The sequence below is a fragment of the Helicobacter japonicus genome, from assembly GCF_000762845.2.
Lineage (GTDB): Bacteria > Campylobacterota > Campylobacteria > Campylobacterales > Helicobacteraceae > Helicobacter_C > Helicobacter_C japonicus.
In genome coordinates, this window is record NZ_JRMQ02000009.1 from 1 (window position 1) to 22,037 (window position 22,037).

The 22,037-nt window shown below is 35.7% G+C and carries 24 protein-coding genes; 14 read left to right on the forward strand and 10 right to left on the reverse strand.

Features of this window, described 5'->3' with window-relative positions:
- Together trpS and LS65_RS06675 are read right to left on the reverse strand one after the other, a co-directional pair.
- The coding region (gene trpS, locus LS65_RS06670; protein WP_138129804.1) for a tryptophan--tRNA ligase at window positions 1-863 on the reverse strand (863 nt) is incomplete at its 3' end.
- Between the two features lie 267 nt (window positions 864-1,130).
- A complete protein-coding gene (locus LS65_RS06675; protein WP_052060981.1) occupies window positions 1,131-2,261 on the reverse strand; it encodes a hypothetical protein in 1,131 nt (376 codons plus the stop codon).
- Window positions 2,262-2,471: 210 nt separating this feature from the next.
- Between LS65_RS06675 and LS65_RS06680 the strand changes: the two genes are divergently transcribed.
- From LS65_RS06680 to rpsO, 14 genes are all read left to right on the forward strand, one after another.
- Window positions 2,472-5,318: a hypothetical protein gene (locus LS65_RS06680; protein WP_034360649.1), complete on the forward strand. Its 2,847-nt coding sequence runs from the start codon at window positions 2,472-2,474 to the stop codon at window positions 5,316-5,318.
- 51 nt (window positions 5,319-5,369) lie between these two features.
- Entirely contained in the window at window positions 5,370-6,185 is an 816-nt protein-coding gene (locus LS65_RS06685; RefSeq protein WP_034360652.1) for an ankyrin repeat domain-containing protein, read from the forward strand.
- Between the two features lie 71 nt (window positions 6,186-6,256).
- Window positions 6,257-6,724, forward strand: a complete 468-nt coding sequence (locus LS65_RS06690) for a hypothetical protein (RefSeq protein WP_034360654.1) — start codon at window positions 6,257-6,259, stop codon at window positions 6,722-6,724.
- Between the two features lie 397 nt (window positions 6,725-7,121).
- Window positions 7,122-7,460 carry a hypothetical protein gene (locus tag LS65_RS06695; protein ID WP_138129805.1) on the forward strand — a complete coding sequence of 113 codons (339 nt, stop codon included), beginning with the start codon at window positions 7,122-7,124 and terminating at the stop codon, window positions 7,458-7,460.
- Window positions 7,453-7,674, forward strand: a complete 222-nt coding sequence (locus LS65_RS06700; protein ID WP_034360660.1) for a hypothetical protein — start codon at window positions 7,453-7,455, stop codon at window positions 7,672-7,674. The genes LS65_RS06695 and LS65_RS06700 overlap by 8 nt, the downstream gene beginning before the upstream one ends.
- A complete protein-coding gene (locus LS65_RS06705) occupies window positions 7,655-8,311 on the forward strand; it encodes a PoNe immunity protein domain-containing protein (protein ID WP_034360662.1) in 657 nt (218 codons plus the stop codon). The genes LS65_RS06700 and LS65_RS06705 overlap by 20 nt, the downstream gene beginning before the upstream one ends.
- A gap of 48 nt (window positions 8,312-8,359) precedes the next feature.
- On the forward strand, window positions 8,360-8,941 hold the full coding sequence (locus LS65_RS06710; RefSeq protein WP_138129806.1) for a hypothetical protein: 582 nt from the start codon (window positions 8,360-8,362) through the stop codon (window positions 8,939-8,941).
- A gap of 141 nt (window positions 8,942-9,082) precedes the next feature.
- The gene (locus LS65_RS06715; protein ID WP_034361050.1) at window positions 9,083-9,772 is read left to right on the forward strand and encodes a hypothetical protein; all 690 of its coding nucleotides are present in this window, start codon (window positions 9,083-9,085) and stop codon (window positions 9,770-9,772) included.
- Window positions 9,773-9,913: 141 nt separating this feature from the next.
- The gene (locus LS65_RS06720) at window positions 9,914-10,474 is read left to right on the forward strand and encodes a pyruvate flavodoxin oxidoreductase subunit gamma (RefSeq protein ID WP_034361052.1); all 561 of its coding nucleotides are present in this window, start codon (window positions 9,914-9,916) and stop codon (window positions 10,472-10,474) included.
- Between the two features lie 22 nt (window positions 10,475-10,496).
- Window positions 10,497-10,907 carry a 4Fe-4S dicluster domain-containing protein gene (locus LS65_RS06725; protein WP_034361053.1) on the forward strand — a complete coding sequence of 137 codons (411 nt, stop codon included), beginning with the start codon at window positions 10,497-10,499 and terminating at the stop codon, window positions 10,905-10,907.
- Between the two features lie 11 nt (window positions 10,908-10,918).
- Window positions 10,919-12,139: a 2-oxoacid:ferredoxin oxidoreductase subunit alpha gene (locus LS65_RS06730; RefSeq protein WP_034361056.1), complete on the forward strand. Its 1,221-nt coding sequence runs from the start codon at window positions 10,919-10,921 to the stop codon at window positions 12,137-12,139.
- An 11-nt stretch (window positions 12,140-12,150) separates the two neighbouring features.
- A complete protein-coding gene (locus LS65_RS06735) occupies window positions 12,151-13,098 on the forward strand; it encodes a thiamine pyrophosphate-dependent enzyme (RefSeq protein ID WP_034361058.1) in 948 nt (315 codons plus the stop codon).
- Between the two features lie 113 nt (window positions 13,099-13,211).
- Window positions 13,212-15,086, forward strand: coding sequence for an RNA polymerase sigma factor RpoD (rpoD, locus tag LS65_RS06740; RefSeq protein ID WP_034361060.1), 1,875 nt, complete (start codon window positions 13,212-13,214; stop codon window positions 15,084-15,086).
- 76 nt (window positions 15,087-15,162) lie between these two features.
- Window positions 15,163-15,435: a 30S ribosomal protein S15 gene (gene rpsO / locus LS65_RS06745; protein ID WP_011115383.1), complete on the forward strand. Its 273-nt coding sequence runs from the start codon at window positions 15,163-15,165 to the stop codon at window positions 15,433-15,435.
- Between the two features lie 3 nt (window positions 15,436-15,438).
- Here rpsO and LS65_RS06750 read toward each other — a convergent pair whose 3' ends face one another.
- From LS65_RS06750 to LS65_RS06785, 8 genes are all read right to left on the reverse strand, one after another.
- Window positions 15,439-16,326: a DUF268 domain-containing protein gene (locus LS65_RS06750; protein WP_236096670.1), complete on the reverse strand. Its 888-nt coding sequence runs from the start codon at window positions 16,324-16,326 to the stop codon at window positions 15,439-15,441.
- 37 nt (window positions 16,327-16,363) lie between these two features.
- Window positions 16,364-18,391, reverse strand: coding sequence for an MMPL family transporter (locus LS65_RS06755; RefSeq protein WP_094777056.1), 2,028 nt, complete (start codon window positions 18,389-18,391; stop codon window positions 16,364-16,366).
- A gap of 136 nt (window positions 18,392-18,527) precedes the next feature.
- The gene (gene rpsR, locus LS65_RS06760; RefSeq protein WP_034361062.1) at window positions 18,528-18,782 is read right to left on the reverse strand and encodes a 30S ribosomal protein S18; all 255 of its coding nucleotides are present in this window, start codon (window positions 18,780-18,782) and stop codon (window positions 18,528-18,530) included.
- A gap of 21 nt (window positions 18,783-18,803) precedes the next feature.
- Window positions 18,804-19,301: a single-stranded DNA-binding protein gene (locus LS65_RS06765; protein WP_034361064.1), complete on the reverse strand. Its 498-nt coding sequence runs from the start codon at window positions 19,299-19,301 to the stop codon at window positions 18,804-18,806.
- Window positions 19,302-19,311: 10 nt separating this feature from the next.
- Window positions 19,312-19,728 carry a 30S ribosomal protein S6 gene (gene rpsF, locus LS65_RS06770; RefSeq protein ID WP_034361066.1) on the reverse strand — a complete coding sequence of 139 codons (417 nt, stop codon included), beginning with the start codon at window positions 19,726-19,728 and terminating at the stop codon, window positions 19,312-19,314.
- Window positions 19,729-19,834: 106 nt separating this feature from the next.
- The gene (gene holA / locus LS65_RS06775; RefSeq protein ID WP_034361068.1) at window positions 19,835-20,836 is read right to left on the reverse strand and encodes a DNA polymerase III subunit delta; all 1,002 of its coding nucleotides are present in this window, start codon (window positions 20,834-20,836) and stop codon (window positions 19,835-19,837) included.
- Between the two features lie 56 nt (window positions 20,837-20,892).
- Window positions 20,893-21,636 carry a hypothetical protein gene (locus LS65_RS06780; protein ID WP_034361070.1) on the reverse strand — a complete coding sequence of 248 codons (744 nt, stop codon included), beginning with the start codon at window positions 21,634-21,636 and terminating at the stop codon, window positions 20,893-20,895.
- Between the two features lie 54 nt (window positions 21,637-21,690).
- Window positions 21,691-21,960, reverse strand: a complete 270-nt coding sequence (locus LS65_RS06785; protein ID WP_052061014.1) for a hypothetical protein — start codon at window positions 21,958-21,960, stop codon at window positions 21,691-21,693.
- Window positions 21,961-22,037: the final 77 nt, after the last annotated feature.

Here is a 22,037-nt window from a genome sequence, read left to right on the forward strand (position 1 = left end):
AAAGATTCTATAATGACTTCTGCAAGAGCCATTTTTAAATGCCCATAGCCTTTACCTTCAAATTCTGCCTCAATGCTTTCGCGGCTTTTTTGTGTGAAAATCTCATAAATGCAAAGCAAATTATACAGCCCTGCGCGAGATTCATCAAAGACAATATTGCTTTGAGAATCTGTTACTGCCTTTTTACATTTGCGCGTGATAATTTCAGGGCTATCAAGCAAGAAAATCGCGTGATTTTCGCCCTTAGCAGACTTGCTCATTTTAGATTCTGGATTATCTAGTCCCATTACACGCGCACCCACCTTTGGAATAAGCGGCTTTGGAATCTTAAAGCACTCTCCAAAATCGCGATTAAATCGCTCTGCAACATCGCGCGTAAGCTCTAAATGCTGCTTTTGGTCTTCACCCACAGGCACGAAATCAGCTTGGTAGAGCAAAATATCTGCCGCCATTAAAGCAGGGTAGTTAAAAAGCCCAACATTGATATTTTTTGGATTCTTACTTGATTTGTCTTTAAACTGCGTCATACGGCTCATATCGCCCATAGGAATATTGCAATCAAGTATCCACGCTAGTGCGGCGTGTTCATCAATTTGGCTTTGGATAAAAAGATGTGATTTTTTCGTATCAATCCCACAAGCAAGGAGAATAGCCGCAAGTTCATAGGTTTTGTTTTGTAATTCTTGTGGGTCTTGTCGTATCGTAATGGCGTGAGAATTGACTACGCAAAAGATATTTTCATATTGCTCTTGTGAATCTACCCAATGCCGCACCGCACCTAAATAATTGCCTAAATGAATATTGCCTGTGGGTTGAATGCCTGAAAAAATGCGTTTTTTATTTGAAATGATGTGAGATTGCATACTATTCCTTAAAAATAAAGTTTATAGAAATTAAGTTCCAAAAGCATATTGTATCAATTTTAGCTTATATCACTTATATATTTTACTTCGATATTAAGTTAAATAACTTTGAGTAAAAGGAGAAGGGAGAAAATCTAGTTTCAATAGACTAAAACGACTTGGCAAAGCTAAAGGATATTTTAAAGATTATCTTGCGTAAATATCTTGCTATGAGCTAAACATTAAAGGCGAAAATGGAGAATGCCCTTTGATTAAAGCCTTACAATCTTATACTAAGAGATTTCGCGGGATTTCCTCAATCCTCGCAAACATCTTGGAAGTCTCATCATCTACCACAACCGCTTCACCTTTTTCAAGGCTTTCTAAACCTTGCATAAATTTTTGCAAAGAAAGAAAATAAGCCAAATCCCACTTGTCCTCTTCAAATATCGTGCCATACTTGTGTCCCTTTGTGGTGAGGATTTTATACTCTTCAATCTTGTCTTGCAAAAAGCTCTCAAAGTCCTTGCCCTGCGCGTTTTTTCTACCCTTGTGAAGCCCAAGAAAGAGTGCGTATTCTAGCACTTCTAAGGTTTTATCCTCAAACATCGCAAAGACAAAAGGCAAGATTTCTCCCTTTGGCTTGGTATATACATCATCGTTGCTAAGCCCTTTAAGGTCTTTTGCGTTTAAAAACAAACTTAGCCCCGCTTTTGGCAAAGCAAAGAAGCTATTATCTAGCACTTCCTCGCTAAAAAGCTTGTTTTTAAGCGCGTAGATAAAAACTTGCTGCGCTCCTTCAAAAGTGTCTCTGTAATTATGCACAGAATGGTAATAAGAAAACGCCTCGGTGTAAATTTCACCAATACTAAAAGGGCTTAGCAAATCCCATATCTTTTTTAAAGTCTCTCCCTTTTTTATCCCTAAACACTCAAATTTTTTCGTTTGCGCCTCAATCTCAAGTATATCCTCCCAAGCATATCTTAGCTCCTTCAAATAATCTTTCTTAAATTCCACGCCATTTTTGATAAGAAGTTCTGCAATATCTACCCTGCCACCATCTAAGACACTTGCTAAAAAATCACGGCTTTTTTTGCCACCCTTTTGCGAAAGCAAAAATTCTTTATCCTGCGCGTTTTGGATAATAAATTCTACAAGCTCTAAAGGCGCACAGGCAAGCGCACTCTCTGTTCCGGTGGTTCTTTCTTCTATCTCCACAGAGTATTCTGTATTGTTTATACATTTAAGCACTCTAGCTAAATCTTTATCGCTGATTTTCTTATTTTTCTTGCTTTCAAGGATTTGCTTTAAGCCCTCCAACGCTTGTTGCAAATGCTCTACATAAGAGCAAAACTTCTCTGAGCTGGGTCCTTCTTTTATAAAATCACAAACTGCTTTGATGTCTTTAAGTTGTTCCATTTTTTCTCCCTTGAATCATTCTTGCGTGCTACATTATATTGTTTTTTTGCAATCAAGTCTAGGCGTTGAATCCGCAGACAAAAGATTCTAAAAGTTGCATTGAACCTTGTAAATCCCTAACGAATTTTATACAATGCTAAATGAAAACACAAATTTTGCAGAAGTGCGCTTTCATATCAAAGAGTTTCAAAAGGTGTAAAAGGAGAAAGTTTGCGATTAGAATCTATTGTTTTGATAGCCGTGCTTCTTGTGCTTGCTTGTGCAAGTTTCTTTTTGATTGTCAATATATTTGAGTTAAGCCATACAAGTGTTGCGCTTATCATTTTTATTTTAGGGCTGATTTGTGCAAAATTTGTCTTTCCTATGATGATAAAAGCCAAAGTAAATCAAAAGAATAAAGAATCTAACAAAGAGGCGCATACAATGAAAAGAGCAAAAGAAAAAGCCATAAGAATAAAAGCACAAGATGAGAGTGATGAGTCTATTGAGATAACATTTCCAGAGGAACAAGAGCAAGAAAGCTTAGTGAAGGATACATTAAACTTAAAGCAAGTAGTGAGCGACCCAGACTCTATTCACCACACAATAATCCACAACAAAAGAACTTTGCTTGATTTTCTTTTTATGCAAAGCAAAAAGAGCGGGAGAATCCCAAATATCGCTCTTTTCTTTGGCTTGGATTGTAAAATTAAGAAAAAAGACATTAAAGCTGTTTTGGACGCGTTTAATATCAGTTTTTATGATGAAAATATAAATGAGAATTTTAAAAGAAGCTTTGCATTTATCACACAAGCAAAGGCTGATTATGGGTTGATTGTGCTAGAAAAAGAAAGCGGAGAGCTTATTGATGTCATTCTTGCTAATGAAACGATAAATGATATATATGATTTAAGTCTTGAAATCTGGAATCTCTTTGAAAATGCTAACCCTTATCCACAGGCAAAAAGCTTAAGTGGTAAGAGTTGTATGCTTTTGTATGATAACTTTATCACGCGATATAGTGGGAATATATACTTTCATATGGGTAGTATTAGCTCACTTGATATAAGAGAAAGGCTTAAAGATAAAAGGGAGCAAAATATCTTTGGCTATATAGAGCGAGGCGTATCAAGTGGCATTGATAGTAGCGAATATGAATACAATAAGGAACAAGCACAAAAGGCATTAAGGGCTTTAAGTGAGTATTTTGATGATGATATGTTGGCTTTTGTCAATACGACTAGCTTTAATGCACCCTTTAGTGCGCTAGTCAAAGATAATGGCAAAAAGCTACAAGTGCTGTTTTTTAGCGATGAATACGATTCTAATGGAGTAGATGTTGATAATAATTTTTTTACTGACCCTTATCTAGCCCTGCTTGATACACTAGGAGAAGAGGAGGAAATCTATGCGGAATCGCTTTATGGTGTAAATTTATTAGAACCAAAAGAACAAGCAGAATCTATGCAAGGTAATGAAAAAGACGACAATAAAGAGCAGAATTGGGACTTCAAGGCAGATTCTTTTCATACAAAATCCTTTGATATGACAAAAGCCATTATACAATCGGTAAGAGATGCAAGTAACGCAATGGAGCAAGATATTGAAGAATACGATGAAGTAAGCAGCGAGTATAAGGAAATGTATCTGCAAAAAGAGAAACAAAATGCGTTTATTGCAGTTTTCGAACTCTCAAATGAGGAGTATGCAAAACTCACACCAAAAGATTTTCAAAATTACCAAAAAGAGCTAAACGCATTACTTAAGAATTTTGTCATTGCCATTGAGCATTTTGAGGAGGAATTAGAGGTAGAATATACGCAAAACTTGCGCAATATACTAGAGGATAAAGAAAGTGTTATTTTTGTAGAGAGTTTTCTCCCGTTAAGCTTACCAAAGAGTTTAGAATTTTTGAGTGGGGAATCTAAACGATTACTTAAAGGAGCGAATCGCGCTTTGTTTTTGAATCTTATAAGAGCTGGAGCAGAGGTAGAAAATGAGCTTGTGGAACAAGCGCAAAATGCCGCACAATGGTATTTTTCATCACAGCTACAAAGATACAATCTCTATCAAGCATTACGAAAAAACAAAGATTCTAAACTTTATGATGAAAAATATTCCATAAGTGATGAGCAAAAAGAAGCCTTTGTGCTTTCACTTCCTACAACCAAAATCCTACAAGAACTTTGTGCGATTCTTAGGTCTGCCTATTATACAGATGGCACGGTGCAAATAAGGGCTTTGCAAAATCTCGTGCGAGAATCCGAACTTGATGAGTGGATTTTGCCTCAATATGAGGAACTTTTCATAGGTGGGGAAGCTACCAATTATGATTGGCAATTACTTTCTTATGAGAGGGTGCAAAATCAGCAAAACTATAATGAAGCCTATAATGCAATCATAGAAAAACTTAAAAAATCTCTACAATCTGGAGAGCAAACACTCTTTTATGAGGATATTTTAAAATATGAAGATTCTCTAAAAAATAGGGTAGATTCTCAAATACTACACAAAAGAGGCAAAGCAAAAAGACAAATGGGTAATAAAGAGGTAGATAGCACAGACAGAGAGGGTGCTTATGATATGCTTTTTAAGGCAATTATGCTTTCAGATTTTGATTTATTTCAAGAGGCAATCGCTAATGGAGCAGACGCAAATGGTGTAGTAAGTGCAAAACAAGCGGAGAGCGAACTTGCAAGGGAGCAATATTTGTGTGAAGAGGGTGCAAGTCATTATGCTATGGCGGTTGGCAAAATTTTAGATTGCATAGCACTTGATGATGAGGATTTGAGTGAAGAATCTTTAAAAGAAGAATGCACAGATGCCTTTAAGATTCTCTTTGCGATGAGGGATTTAAAGCCCTGCCAAGAGGTGCTAGAGGACGCAAAAAGCTTGCTAGAAGACACCTTTGCAGATTGGTGGTATGAAGCCTACAAAGAAGCTGATGAATTGGGCTTTAAGGGTGATTTAGATGATGAGGAGGCACTGCATACTTGGCTAAGAAATCATAAGCCCTTAACTTACTTTGAGATTCTAGCTAAAGAGTTAGGTTTAGAGCTAGAGTTAAGCTGGGAGTGAGCCTTGAGAGAATTAGGGCTTAAAGATTAAACTTACAAAAAAGGAGACACAATGAAAACAAAACAAGAAATTAAGGCTATGAATAGAAAGCAAAGAAATGCTCTTGTGGATGAGTTGTATGCACTCATTGAAACAAATGATACAGAAAAAGTAAAAGGGTTTTTACAAGAGTATCCCCTGCAAGAGAGTTTTTATGAGGAAAATATTAAAGACGGCACATACAAGCTTTTTTTATTTCAAGTAGAATATGTCCTTGCCGAAGCAGCAGTGGCGTATGAGAAGTATAAAGACCCTGCAATGATAGAGTTTTTACAAGAATGGGGCTTAAGGATTGATTACCACCATAATGGATATGGAAGGAATGCCTTGACATCATACATTGAAAAAGGTGGTGAAGATGAAATGGTTATCAAATATCTTTTAGATAAGGGCTTAACTTGTGAGAAAAGAGGAGATGATGGTGATGGCTGGACTCCTATGCATTGGTGGGCTAGACGTAATAATTATAAGGCTCTTAAGATAGCCATTACCAAAGCGGGAGCAAATGTAGATGCGTTAGACAAATTGGGAGAGACACCTTTGCTTCATTCAGTAAAAGAATCTTCAAACTACAAAGCTACTCAGATTCTAATAGAGCTTGGGGCAAATGTGAATTATGCTACTCCAGCAACCCCCTTAGATGACGCACAAGGAGCTAAAAATAAAAAGCTTCTCAAAGACGCAGGAGCAATGACTAAAAATCAAATTAAAAAGAAATTTAAAATAGATTTGTGGGTTAATCGAGAAGATAGTGAGGAAGAGCAAAGTAGAACAGTAAGAGAAATTGCTAGAAGAATGAATGATGCACTAAAGAAGGCAAAAGGATAAGTAATGGCTAAGGTAACTCTTAATTTTAGTGATGTGAAGTTTCATATCAAAGAATTTCAAAAGGAAACACAATGAAAAATGAAAATGCAGATTCTAAAGAATCTTTACAAGCACTTTTGCAAAAGTATAAAAGTGGGAGTAGTGAGGAGCTAGAAGCAGGATTAGCGAGTTTAAACACCGATGAGCAAAAAGCATTCATCAAAGAAGTTTTATGCCTTGAGAATGAAAACTGGGATAATGGCACACTAAAAAGCGATGAAAAATTCAATGTCATTTTTCCGCCACATTTTAAGGCGGTTATGGCTTATGAAAAAGCGCATTTTAATGGTGCAATACTTTCTGATTTCATCGAGGCATTAGAAGAATGGCTAGAGCAAGAGGAAATGGAGCTTTATGATAACCCTGCTGATTTTGAGGGCGGGGATTATTATAGCGGAGATGATAGTGAGTGCGATGAGGACTATACCATAGATGATTGGGTAGCAGACCAAACAGGACATTTGAGGGATTTTATCGATTCTTTGAAAGATTTTAAATGATAGAAAGACACACCGCCAACCAACTCCATTTTTATTTTTTTCTAAACAATCTTTTAGCAATGAAATCCCATAAGTCCTTAACTTATAATAGATTTAGGGCTTATTTGAGATTTAAGCTTAAAAACAGACACTTTAGTAAAAAGAGACTTATCTTTGCTATTTTATTTTATTTTCTCTGCTCCCTCACTATCTTTTTACTTCCTTTAGATATTTTAACCAAGTATCCTTATTTAAAACACTTCACAGACTTTATGGACTTTATCCCTGCCATTAAACTAATGGAGAGTAAAACTTACGCTCCTGAACTTTGTAAGTTTTATGCTTCGTATATGTTTGTGGTGGGAGTGGGAGTGTTTGCAGTAATTCTTAGAGATTTTTTGTATATTGCGCAAATGGTATGTTGCGCCCTTATTCACAAAAAGGTGTAGAGACTCTTGGAGGTATGAAGAAAATGATAGGGCAGCCGATAAAATACAGCATTATAATGGTCGGTAACTATGCCTTGATATTGTCTGTTACCTATGGCTTTCTTAATGGCGGAATGATTGGTTATACTAGGAGAGGACATTGGAATACTTATTTTATAGATGGTTACTTTGAGATGATTTTCTATATTGATTATTGGCAAAGCCTAATAATAGGCGGTCTATTATTAGGCATTTGTTTTTTTATAGTTTTGACAGACACCATATTTTACAGGCGATTTTTTACCAAAATAGGAACAAACAATGAGTGATAAATGGGTTAAGAATAGACTTAATAAGGCTGTGGGTAAGGAACAAGCAGAAGAGATAAAACAATTTCTTAATAGCAGTGATGAAAGGTATAAAGTCAGAAAAGATTTATTTCATATGGATGAAGGAGGTAATATAACCATTAAAGAGCTAGATAAAGATGCCAAGATAAAAAAACGATTAAAGGAGATAAAAAATGGTAAGGGATATTTATAAAAATGAGGAGTATTTTACTCAATACATTGAAGATGAAAAAAGAGTTTATGAACTCTTTTGTAAGAAATATCCAAATGAAAATCACGATAGTCGTTATTATAATATAGCAAAAGCGATGTATTCTAGAGGAGATGAGGATATAGAGTTGATTAAACAATATTTTATACGATATCTCAATCAATGGAAAAATGATTTTCGTATAGAGTGTTATAATGATAATGCAGAGAATCTTGCTTTAATGGTAATATGCGATATGAACACTTCTTGGGTGTTCAATAAACTTAATGAAACTAATAGGGAGGCAGATGATTTATTTTATGATGATTGGCTACTGCACTATCTAGCAAGCAAAGGAAAAGAAAAGGACTGCTTTGAGAGATTGACATCAGAAGAAGCTAAATTTGAGGATTTAAAACTTTTTGCACAAACTAAAGAGAGCGAATATTTTAAAAAATATCTTAAAGGGTGGTATAACAAAAGTAGAAGGTGTGCTTGGTGGGCTGATCATAAAATACCCGATGATAGATTGCTTTATAATGGATATTGGAATTTTGAGGGTGCAGCGGTTTTGAAAATTTTAAACTATAATAAAGACGAATTTAAAGACTATAAATACTTTCCCTATGATTTGATATAGAATCTTGTTTGCTATATAAAGCAAAATACATTTTAAAAGGAAGCGCAAATGACAAGAGAACAAGCAGAATTGATTATTAAGGAAGAGGGGTTAATAGAAGCAGAATGGAATAAGTATGGTGAAGCGGGTGGGGAGTATTATTTCATCATTTGGTTTAATCCTAACAATAATAAATATGAAACTATTTACATTGGAGAGCGAGGGGGCGTTGAAGATGAATATGCCTTTGATTATGAAAGAGAAGCAATAGATAAAATGCTACAAATGAATTATTGGCAGAAAAAACATATGTATGGAGACATCAAAGGATATTTAACAAAAGAACTTGCTTTACAAGTCATCAAAGATGAGAATTTAGAAGTCATTTGGTATGATGAGGCTTTGAAGCCTTTGAGTGCTGGAATTAAGCACGATAAACAAAGAGATAAATACATTTCTTTTATCACAAATTCTAAGGCAGAGCTGATAGAGTGGAGGAATATTGAGTTTAATGGTGATGAGGAATTTGAGGGGAAAATATATAATGATGAGTATCTAGCCCTTTACGCCCTTATCAATCGTGCAAGAATGATAAAGCAAGGAAAGATTAGCTTTAGCAGCACATCAAAGAAAGAAATGTTAGGGCATTAGAAGTTAGATTCTAAATATATAAAAAATCATACAAAAATAAAAGATATAAGCCACCCTTTATATTTATGTTCAAATCTTATAATAGAGAAGGTAGTCTTTATCAATAATTTTAGATTTAATAATGGGAGTAAAACACTTTAAATGTCTCAACAAGAATTCTTAGATGAAATTGTTATAAATTTTTGCAAAAAGCTAGACAAATTTTCAGCACAATATGGCTTAAAAACAGAGGAATTTATAACTTTTGGTGTTTTTGATAATTTACTTTTTACTTTTGAACATTATTTAGAACAAGAGGAAGATTGCATAAGTCTTGATGTTTCTTTTAGGGTGAAATCCATAAAAAGCGATGAGATTCTATGTGCTAGCCTAGAGCTTGATGAGCCTGATTTGGACTTTAAAATCTTAAATGAATATGGTGTTAGATCTTTTCCATTTTCCTTTAAAAGTATGGAATTTTCTAATATGCAAGAATTGCAAGAATTTGCTTTAGATGATATGCCTAGTGATTCTTATCATAATTTTTTGAGTGCTTACAAGGAGAGCATAGAATCTCTTTTGGAAGCCTTTAAAATTGACACATCTAGCACGATACAAGGACTTTATGATTTTGTTTATAAATATGAAAATAATAAAGATGTGTTTTGGAAAGATAGAACCCTAATGCAAATTTTACTTCTTATAGAATTAAATCAAAAAGAACAAGCACTTAAGATTTTAAAAAATGACCCAAGAACTAATGAAGAACGTAAGATTTCTATAGAATATGATAATGGGGAAGTAGAAATATTTGATATTTTGATTTATTCTTTGGAGAATAATATTATATGAATCATCTCAATGACGAGGAATTAAGGCAAGATTTGCAAATCTTTGTTAAGTGTCCTTATCAATATTGTTTCAAAATGATACTAATTTAAGCAAAGTTTCGTTAAAATTACACCTGAATTTAGTTAAAGGAAAGGAGATACAATGCTTGAGATACGATGGCATTCTCGTGCTGGACAAGGTGCTGTAACAGGAGCAAAAGGTCTTGCTGATGTAATTGCAGGGACAGGTAAAGAAGTGCAAGCTTTTGCATTTTATGGTTCAGCAAAACGTGGTGCTTCAATGACAGCTTATAATAGGATAGATTCTGAGCCTATTCTTAATCACGAAAAATTTATGAATCCAGATTATATTTTGGTGATTGATCCGGGACTTGTGTTTATTACAAATATTTGCCTTTATGATAAACCTTCTACCAAATACATCATTACAACGCGCTTGAGTAAAGAAGAACTTATCGCGAAAAAACCCGAATTAGCGAATAAAGAGATTTATACGCTTGATTGTATTCAAATTTCTATTGATGCACTTGGCAAATCTATCCCTAATGCACCTATGCTTGGGGCATTAATGAAAGTTTCAGGTATGCTTGAGATTGACTTCTTTTTAGAATCTTTCTCTAAAGTGCTTGGTAAAAAACTCCCTCAACAAGTGATTGAGGCAAATAAAGTAGCCATTAGACGAGCTTATGAAGAAGTTAAATAGCTAAAGGCAAAGGAGAGATTTTATGGATAAATTAAAAGATTGGGACAAATTTGAAATCGGCTCTGTGCTTTTTCCTTTCAAAAAAGGTGTAGATGGCAGAAAAGAGCTTTATAAATACCAAAGAACATATAGTGGAGATAGTTCTTTTACGGATAGTGTGGCGCATTGGCGTGTGGAAAAACCTGTGCATAATAGTGAAATTTGTATTAATTGCTTTAATTGCTGGGTATTTTGCCCTGATGCAGCAATTCTTACGCAAGATGAAAAACTTGCGGGAGTGGATTATGTGCATTGTAAGGGTTGTGGTGTGTGTGTAGATGTATGCCCTACAAATCCTAAATCATTACTTATGTTTAGCGACCATAAAGATAATGAGGAAGCACTTAAAGAATGGCCTGCTAAAGAATCCAAAAAATCGCAAAGTAACGCATAGAGGAGGAAAGAATGGCTAAAGTAATGGAATTAAGAGATATTGAAGTGTGGGATGGCAATATGGCAGCATCTCAAGCACTTCGCCAAGCACAAATTGATGTCGTGGCTGCTTATCCTATCACTCCTTCAACGCCTATTGTGCAAAACTATGGGAGTTTTGTGAGTAATGGTTATGTTGATGGTGAGTTTGTAATGGTAGAATCTGAACACGCTGCGATGAGCGCGTGTGTGGGTGCAGCCGCAGCAGGAGGAAGAGTGGCAACAGCGACAAGTTCTCAAGGTTTTGCTCTTATGGTAGAGGTGCTTTATCAGGCTTCTGGTATGCGTTTGCCTATTGTTTTGAATCTTGTTAATCGCGCACTTGCAGCACCACTTAATGTGAATGGCGACCATTCTGATATGTATCTTAGCCGTGATACAGGCTGGATAAATCTCTGCACCTATAATCCTCAAGAAGCATATGATTTTAATCTTATGGCGTTTAAAATTGCTGAAGACAAACGCGTGAGAGTGCCAGTAATTGTGAATCAAGATGGCTTCATCTGCTCTCATACAGCTCAATCAGTGCGTCCATTTACTGATGAAGCAGCATATAAATTTATCGGGGAGTATATCCCACATAATCCTATGCTTGATTTTTCTAATCCTATAACTTATGGAGCGCAAACAGAGGAAGATTGGCATTTTGAGCATAAGGCACAATTACATAAGGGTATTATGGATTCTTATGAGGTGATAGAAGAAGTTTTCAAGGCTTTTGAAAAACTCTCTAAGCGCAAGTATAATCTTGTTGAAACTTATATGTGTGAAGATACAGAAGTAGCAGTTGTGGCACTTGGAACAAGTGTTGAATCTGCTCGTGTAGCGGCTAAAAAAGTGCGTCAAGAAAAGGGTATTAAAGCAGGAGTGCTTTCTATCCGTTCTTTGCGTCCATTTCCTTTTAGACAAGTAGGAGAAGCACTTAAGAATCTAAAAGCTGTGGCGTGTCTTGATAGGAGTCTTCCAGCGGGTGCTATGGGTATGCTTTTCAATGAGTTTTCAGCCGCAGCCCTTGCTGCAAATGCACACCCTATAATGTCAAACTACATTTATGGGCTTGGCGGACGTGATTTGACACAAGCACATTTAGAAGGTATTTTTAGTGAGCTTGATGCAAATGCAAAAGCTGGTAAGCTTACACATCCGGTTCAACAAATGTTAGGACTTCGCGGACCTAAGATGAGCTTTTTTTAAGGAGAATAGGTATGGTAAAAGAAGTTAAAAATCTCAAAGAGTTTCAAAAATCATCAAAGAAATTTGAAGGTGCGCACTTACTTTGCCCAGGTTGCGCTCACGGTATGATTGTGCGTGAGGTGTTAAGTGCAGTTGATGGACCCATTGTTTTAGGTAATTCTACAGGTTGTCTTGAAGTTTCAAGTGCTGTGTATCCACATACAAGCTGGGATGTGCCTTGGATTCATATTGGTTTTGAAAATGGTTCTACTGCAGTAGCTGGTGCAGAGGCTATGTATAAGGCTCTTGCGCGTAAAGGTAGATATACAGGTGAAAAACCTAAATTTGTTGCATTTGGTGGTGATGGTGCAACTTATGATATTGGATTTCAGTGGATAAGTGGTTGTTTTGAGCGAGGACACGATATTACTTATATTTGTCTTGATAATGAAGTGTATGCAAATACTGGTGGGCAACGAAGTAGCTCTACGCCTTTTGGTTCTAGCACTTCGACTACTCCTGCTGGAAGTGCAAGTTATGGCAAAAAAGAGCGCAAAAAAGACATACTTTTTATTATGGCAGCTCATCACGCACCATATGTTGCACAAGTTGCGCCAAATAAATGGAAAGATATGAATAAAAAAATCAAACGTGCTATTGATACAGAGGGACCAACTTTTATTAATGCAATGAGTGCTTGCACCACAGAGTGGCGATTTGAATCTAATAAGACCGTTGAAGTGAGTGATTTAGCAGTGGATTCTTTAGTTTTCCCATTATTTGAAATTATTAATGGCACAGAACTCCATATTACTTATCGTCCGCGCAATGTTATTCCTGTGCGTGATTATTTGGGCGCACAAGGCAGATTCAAACATCTTTTTAAGCCTGAAAATGAGCATATTATCGCACAATTCCAAAAAGATGTAGAAGAACGTTGGGATTATCTCCAACGAAGAGAAGAGATGAGTGCTAAATAACCCTCCTTTTTTGCTTCTCAAGATTTGGGAAGCAAATTAACTAAAAATTATGTATTTTTCGTTAAAATCGCCGATTTTACACATTCTATATACTCTTTCTACAAGGATTCATTATGCAAGAGAAAGCTGATAAGGCGAATAAAGTTAGTAAAAAATCAAAAGAAGTGAATGCCGAACTAGAGAATCTTTTCAAAGAAGAAGATAGTGATTATATTACTTACGAAAAGATTGCTCAAATTATTCTTAAAGCACCCACTGCTGCACAAGTGAAAAAAATCAAAGATTTAAGTAAAAAATATAAAAAACAGCTTTTAAGCTCATCAGAAGTTGCAAAAATGCTCAATACTCAAGAACAAATAAAACGTCAAGCAGATAAGAAAAAAATGCTTGATGAAGAGCTTGAAGATGAGTTTGATTTTATGAAAGATAAAGAGTTGCTTGAGTGGAGTAGGAGTGATAGTCCTGTGCGTATGTATTTACGTGAAATGGGGCAGATTCCGCTTTTGACAAAGGAAGAGGAGATTAGTTTAAGTAAGAAAATTGAATTAGGTGAAAATACTATTTTAGATGCAATTTGTTCTGTGCCATATTTGATTGATTTTATTTATGATTATAAAGATGCTCTTATCAATCGTGAAAGACGCGTAAAAGAACTTTTTAAGAGTTTTGATGATGAGGAAGAAGAGCAAGATGAGGAAGAATTTGATATGAGCGAAGATGAAGAAAATATTCGCAAGGCAAATTCTAAAAAAGACCAAAAACGTGTAGAAAATGTTGTGGAAAGTTTTAAGGCACTTGATAAAGCAAAAAAAGAATGGCTCAAGGTATTAGAGAGTGAGCTTATAGAGGGTGAAGATGAATTAGCTCATATTTTGCTTTTATCATACAAAAAGCATATTTTAAAAACAAAGCTTTTAGATTTGGGACCTACGAGCAAACTTATTAGTGAGCTTGTAAAAGCAATGGAAAATAGCCTAAAGAGTGGCGATGGTTTTGAACGTGAGTTAAAACGTTTGGAGTATAAATTACCTTTGTTTAATGATATGCTTGTGGAAAATCATCAAAAAATACTTGCTAATATCACGAATATGAGTCGTGATGATATTGCTGCAATGGTGCCAGAAACAACGATGGTAAGCGTGTATGTAGAACTCAAAAAGCTTTTTCAGACTAAAGAGGCGAGCGAGGGAGGCTTCAATTTAGAGCCTGAAAAACTTAAAGAAATCTTAGAGCAAATTAAACGTGGTAAGTCTATCTCGGATAAAGCAAAGGCAAAAATGGCAAAATCAAACCTTCGTCTTGTTGTGAGTATAGCTAAACGTTATACAAATCGTGGTTTGCCTTTTCTTGATTTAATTCAAGAAGGGAATATAGGATTAATGAAAGCTGTCGATAAGTTTGAATATCGCAAAGGATTCAAGTTTTCAACTTATGCAACTTGGTGGATTAGACAAGCGATTTCGCGTGCGATTGCTGACCAAGCACGCACGATTCGCATTCCTATCCATATGATAGAGACAATTAATAGAATCCACAAGATTATGCGCAAACACGTGCAGGAAACAGGCAAAGAGCCGGATATTGATTTTATTGCCAAAGAGGTAGGATTACCTATTGATAAAGTAAAAAATGTCATTAAAATCACCAAAGAACCCGTAAGCCTTGATGCACCTATTGGAAGCGATGATGATGGCAAGTTTGGGGATTTTGTAGAGGATAAAAACTCGGTTGGTCCTATGGATTATATTCTCAAAGAGGATTTGAAAGTGCAAATTGATGAGGTGTTAGAGCAGCTTAATGATAGAGAAGAGGCAGTGATTCGTATGCGTTTTGGGTTGCTTGATGATGAATCTGATAGAACGTTAGAAGAGATTGGTAAGGAGCTCAATGTAACACGAGAGAGGGTGCGACAAATAGAATCTAGTGCAATCAAAAAGCTTAAACACCCAAAAGTGGGCAGGAAGCTTAAAAATTATATTGAGGAATAAACCATCTTTTTTATGTATTTTTTAGATTTTTAAGATAGAATCCAAACTTTAATTTATACCAATCAAGGAGGTCAAAATGGCTTTAGATATGGCAAAGAAAAAAGAGATTATCGCTAAATTCGCACGAGATAGCAAGGATACAGGTTCAAGTGAGGTGCAAATCGCATTGCTTTCACAAAGAATAGCAGATTTAACAGAGCATTTGAAAGCTAACCCAAAAGATCATTCAAGTCGTTTGGGGCTTTTAAAGCTTGTAGGGCAGAGAAAATCGCTCCTTTCTTATCTTAAAAAGACGCAGTATAATCGCTATGCAAAGCTTATCGGTGAGCTTAAACTCAAAGATAGATAGGCATTATTTTTTAACAAACGCGAATAAGCCCGTAGGCGAATGTTTATGGGCTTTAGGTATAGAATCTAGATTCTCTTGATTTATGCGTAAGCTATCATTTTCCCATTTCATACATTCTATTACATCAAATCCTTGAATATAGCCCATTTCAATAATCTGCATAGAATCTAACACATCAATGATAGTTTGAGGTTTGTAGATACGATGGGCATTAAAGCAAAGTCTATCTTCATCTGCCACAGGCACACTAAAAAAGAGTTTTCCACCGGGTTTAATTACCCTTTGAAAAGATTTAAGAGCTTTTTCCCATGCATTTGGTTCTATCGGGTCTCCATATCGCCCAAGTCCAAAATGTTCCACACTGCATAAGGCAGAGAGTGATTCTATGGAATTATCGGCGATATGTTCTAAAAGGGTAGCATTTTCTTGAAAGTATGTTATGCCCCCCCCCCCATTACTTAAAAAGCTTGTATTAAATTGATTATTCATAGGGCGAATATCGAGCAAGACAATCTTTTGCTTTTGTGCAAGGAGGTGTGCGATAAATCCCCGCACACTAGAGCCTACATCATAATGCACACTAGGTTTATGCTCTAGCACCCTGCGCGCTCCCCAAATATCTTGTATAAAGTATTGACCATCTCCCATATCGCCATTAGAGGCATATTTGTCATAACGAATGATATAATCCCATTCACGATTAATGACAAAGCGATTGTCTTTGTTAAGTTCCGTATATTTGGCTTTATCTTGTGCAATCTCGGCTTCGCTCATAAGTTTATTGCCTTTTATAGAATTGTCAATATGGAGGTGGATTTTTATATAAAGCTGATAAAATGGACGCAATATTTCTCTTAAAATTTTTCTCCATATAGGCATTTTTTGTTTCATTTTTATCCTTTTATGCAGTTTAGATAAGGAAATTATATCATTCCTTATTGTTTTTTAACTTAAATCGTCCGTATATAAGCAGCAAGAGCATACAGCTCATTCCTGTGAAAATTACTTCTCCAAAGGAATTAAGAGCCTTTGTATTTGAAATCATTAAGATTCCAAAGCTTGCACCTGTAGTAAGTGCAGAAAAGATAATTGCGTGTGTAGAGCGGGGGTTATCCCCTTCTTTTACCGCATAAATACCATAATCTACACTTACTACGACTAAGATAAGCAAGGCAAAAAGGTGCATCATATTGAATGTGCTATGACTTGCTACCACGCACAAAGCCATACTTAAAGGGAATAGAACAAAACTAGCCGCATTGATAAATGCTCCATTTGTGCTAAAAGCAAGTGTTACAAGCATAAGACATAGCGCAATGCCAAGCACGATAAGCATAGGCTGATAAATAGAATCTGCTAAGTTGTCCATAATGCTTTGCACTGGGCGCGTATCAAGGCGCACATAAGATTGTATAATTTTTTCTTGCTCCTCCTTACTCCATAGATTTTGCACATTAGAATCATTATGGGCTGAATGTAAGGATTCTAAAAGTTCTTGGGCTTTGACAATTTGAGGTTTTGATAGAGAGGCAAGATAATAATATTGTTTTAAGTGAGATTCCCCCTCGCTTTGGCGGAAGCTTATTACACCACTAGATTCTATAAGCCCACGCGTAAAGAGCATAAGTCCTTCACTTTCTTGCGCACTTAAAAGCACATCACTTTTTTGTTGTGTGCTGTGGCTATCTTCTTGCTTTTCTTGTATGAAGAATGCTTTTTCTTCAAGCATTGCTTTATTTTGATAATCAAGTTTTGAAAGGTCAAAATCGAGTTTAAGTTGCCCTCCTGCGTAAATAAATCCTAAAATTGTTATGCCTAGAAATACCATATTTGGTATAAGTGGTTTTTTTAATGAAGAAAGTGAGTTAAAAAGTCGCGGTGGTTTGAATCCTATGCGTGGGTATATAAATGCAAAACTTAGGTAGGATATGCTTAGAGAAATCATTGCATATAAGGAAAGTTGGGCTAAGAGAGGAAAAGGAATAAACAAACACACGCCAAAGCCTATCATTGTTGTGAGGTAGCCGTAGAAAACAGGGCGATTGAATGGAGGGCGCGGAATATGAGCATTTTGGTATGCCTTAGAGTGTGTGTATAGCCCAAAGAAATGGTGGTGCATCATATAATCAATGGCAATATTTGAAATACCCATACCAAAGCTTAAAGCCATAATTGTAACCTTTGGATATATGCTAAGGACAAGTAAAATAGCAATGACATTAGAGAAAATCAGTGTGCAAATGGTGGAGAGTGTTAAAAAGGGTATGCGGATAATCACAAAATAAAGAATCACAAAAACAAGTGAGGCAAAGCCTAAGAGAAAATTTACTTCATTTAAAATAAGCTCTAAATTTTCTACACGCATAAAATCAGGTGAAAAATAGCGCATATCAGGGTTATTTTGTGCTATGGCTTGGAAGCTTTGCAATGTAGATTTAAGTTCTTCATCATTAAGGTTTGAAAGCTCTACGAGTGCCATTAAGCCATAATTTTTCATTATCAAGGGAGTAGATGAGGGTGGAGAAGAAGTATCATTGAGGGTAAGTTTATGAAGTAAGGGTGTAAAAATTTCTTGTGCATTGAGAGAAATTTGTGCCATATTTTGTGTGTTAGAAGAGGGAATAAGCAGATAAGAAAGATTGTGTGTTAAGAAAGTATAAAGTTGGTTTTCTAGTGGGATATTCTCCTGAATGATAGAAGCAACATAAGGTAAAGATTGAAGTTGAGAAGTGATATGTTGCAAATGTGTTTGTGCATTTTTATCAAAACCTTTAATTGCCACAGGCACATATTTAGAGCTTGCAAAATGCCTATATGCTTCAATAACTTCTTTGTCATCATTATGTGGAAAGAGATCAAGCACTTCTTGACTTATACGCTCTGGTTCAAAAGCCCACCAAAATATGCCAAGGCTTCCGAAAAAAAATAGAATCAAAAATAATAAATTCCGCCGCATTAGCTATCCTCTATGAAATTTAATTTCTATTTAATTATAGCAAATTAAGCTTATCTACTTGGTTTTTATTAGTGGGAAAGGGGAAATTCTCACCGCAAGAAATTCACCTCTTCTTGCAGCGAGAAAAACATAAGTTTTAGATTTTAAAAGGATTTTCAATTACCTTTTTTCTATCAATAATATAAGGAATAAGTGCCATATGTCTAGCGCGTTTAATAGCTACCTCTACGTGCTCTTGCCATTTTTTTGTATTACCTGTCAATCGTCTAGGCATAATCTTATATCGCTCTGATAATGAATGTTTAAGCATTTCAACATCTTTATAGTCAATAAACTCAAGCTTTGCTTCAGTGTATCGGCAGTATCGTTTTGAGTATTTTTTCTTTTCCATTTGTGCTCCTTAAGTTAGAGATTAAAAAGGTATCTCTTCGTCATCAATATTAATTTCAGGGATATTTTGGGTGTAGTTTCCTGCTCCCGTATTCCCACCGCCATAATTTCCGCCACTATTTTGTGTTTGAGGTTGATTATATTGTGCGTTATTACCATACTGCTCTGCATTATTTTGCATACTTTCTCCCGATGATTTAGAATCAAGCATTTGCATACTTTCGGCTGTAATGGTATGCTTACTTCGTTTTGCACCACTTTGGTCGCTCCACGATTCTAAAGTCAAACGCCCTTCAATAAGAACCTTACTTCCTTTATGAAGATATTGATTTGCTACCTCTGCGCTACGCCCAAAAAGCTTGACATCTACAAAGCATACTTCCTCACCCATAGTGCCATCTTGCTTTTTGAATCTGCGATTACTTGCTAATCCAATAGTAGCCAAAGCACTTCCACTTGGCAAATATCGGAGTTCGACATCTCTCGTAAGATTTCCTATTATAATAACCTTATTATACATCTACTTTTGCCTATTTAGATTCTGTGGAATCTTGCTCTTTAGGTTGTGTAGCGACCTCTTCTTTTTTAGCTTTTGTTGGTTTTGGTTCTGGCTTGTTGTTCGCTTTATTCACAAGGCTTTGCCAAGCTTTTTGCTCTTTTTTGTTTTCATATTTTATAACGATAAAACGCAAAATCTCTTCATTAATGCGGTAATTACGTTCAAGCTCTAAGATTAAACTAGGTTTGGCTTTGAAATAAATAACAAAGTAATATCCTCGTTTATTTTTTTTAATCTCATACGCAAGGTTTCGCATACCCATATCAAGGCAAGTTTCAATCTCACCGCCATTTTTTGTAATCACTTCCTTGAAAAACTCAAGACGTGTCTTAATTTCCTCTTCTACAAGCGTAGGCTTGAGAATAAACATCGTTTCGTAAAGTTTCATTATTTCTCCTTTTGGTGTAACCGCCCTTTCTCGCGTCATAGACTAGCCAAAAGATTGAAGCAATGGCTAGTTTGACAATGAAAGAGCAAGGTATAAAGGCAGGATTCTATCGTATCATTTCTTGAATTTTGATTAAAGTTCCCATAGATTGCTTTGACTTGCCTTTACTTACCTCATATCGCCAAGTAGAGAGTAGCTCAAAAATGGCGATATATTGTGCTTCTTTAAAGCGAATGCAATACCTTGATAAACGTTCAGTAATATGTGCTGGTGGGCTAAACCCTAGAATCTCTTTTGCATCGGGTCGCCCCTTTATTTTTATAAAAGTAAAAAACAAAAAGAGTTGATAAAAAAATCTTTGAATCTCGCTAATCATCGCTATTTCATTAATGCCTTCCTCATAAATGCTTTGGAGCATTTCTACAATGGGCTTTTTTTCCATTAATGTGCAGCATAACTCTTCAACACTAAAACTTGCTATGCCATCACAGAGGAGATTCACATCGCTTGGCTCAATAGGTTTTCCTGCAAAAACAACAAATTTTTCTAATTCATTCAAAGCAAGGGCAATATCATTATTTTGTAGCATAAGGATTTGACTTAGAATCTTATCGTCAGCTTTGAGATGAAGTTCTCTTGCCCTCTGCCGCATAAATTCCATACACTCGCCCATAGTTGGCTCAAAAAATCGCACTTCTACAAGGCTATCTTTGGGAATCTTTGGGTGTTTGAAATACCCCGCACACACTTTGCAATCTCGCGCATAATCAGCTTGTGATTTGCTCGGTGATTGATAGTATTCTATAATAAGTGCATTATGTGTATTATGCGAAAGTGAAGTAAGAAAAAGCTCTACATCAGCCTTGCTTAGTTTGTGATTGATTTTTAGCACTACAAGTGAGCTAGAGCCAAAAAGTGAGCCTTGTGAAAGTAAAGCATTGATGTTATTTGCATTATATTCATCAAAATAAAAAGTTGTCTTTTCCTCGCTTTTTAAGCAATGAGCGATTTTTCTACTATAATAGCCCACTAAAAAGCTATCACCATACAAAAAACTCACGCGTGGAGCAGATTGTTTTAAGAGTGTGTCAAGTTGAGATTTATACATAGAGAATCCTTAAATTCGGACTAAATTCAAGGATTCTATCACTATAAGCTTTATGGTTAGCTACCAAAACCTTTAAAACCTATCTCTATCATACCAACAAAATCTTTTGAACTAGGATAAACGAGAGTGGAGCTATCATTGGTTGCATCTTTTAAATCAAAGTATTTACCTATAAGCTTCACATACCACATTGTGTTTTGCGTGATATGTTTAGAGTATCCTATATAAGCATTTATTGTGTAGCTATAATCTTTTATGTTTAGCACAACATCATTCGTCAAGGTATATTTACCTATACCAGCCCAAGCATATCCAGCTCCATAATCTAAATATGACATATTTCCTAATGGGATATAGCCTTCAATATCCCCACCTAGAGTAGTGATTTGTCTTTCTAAACCGCTACCCTTGCCTATTCGCCCATCGTGTTTATTATCTTCTACTACAAGATTTACAAAAAGCGGTGCATTTTTTCCTGCGATATTGAGCCCGATTTTCACATAATAATCTAAAGTAAAGAGATTATTTTTGTCTGTAATACTCAAATCACCTGTATTTTGTGCTGATGTAGAGCCTCCACCTATACGCCCACCTAATGCAGTTTGAAATCTCTGCCACAACACACTTCTACTCTCTAAAGAAAGATACCCTCCGTAGCTACTTATATCTTTGCCTCCAAAATTATAATACTGCCCACCTATACCAATCTGTCCGTAAGCGCAGGATTTCTCACACTGCATAGCATATAGAGAAATGTTAAAGATACAAAATGCGCTAAAGAAAAGGATTTTTTTTAACATTGTTCCACCTCCATTGTTTGGGTTCTTAGGGCAAGATGCCCTAAGAAAGTAGATTTATCTCCACCAGCCTTTGCCCTTACCAAAATTGTAAATTGAATTAGCAGCAGTAATGCTAGAGCTTACAGCAGTTACTATAGCCCAAAACTCTCCTTGAGTTTCCTTCATTTCTTCATCACTAAGCAAAGCGACATTGACATCTTGTTTGCCAAAAAGTAATTCAGCATCAGCTTTGCTTAACTTCTGCACTTCTTGTGCTTGTGCTGCAACAAGGGAAGTTGTCCCCAAACTCAAAACTAAAATTAGAGAAATAAAATATTTTCTCATAACTCCTCCTTTGAAGTAAAATTTATGGTGTTAAACACCTCCAAGATTCTAAAAAAAATTTTTTAAAAAGTTAATTT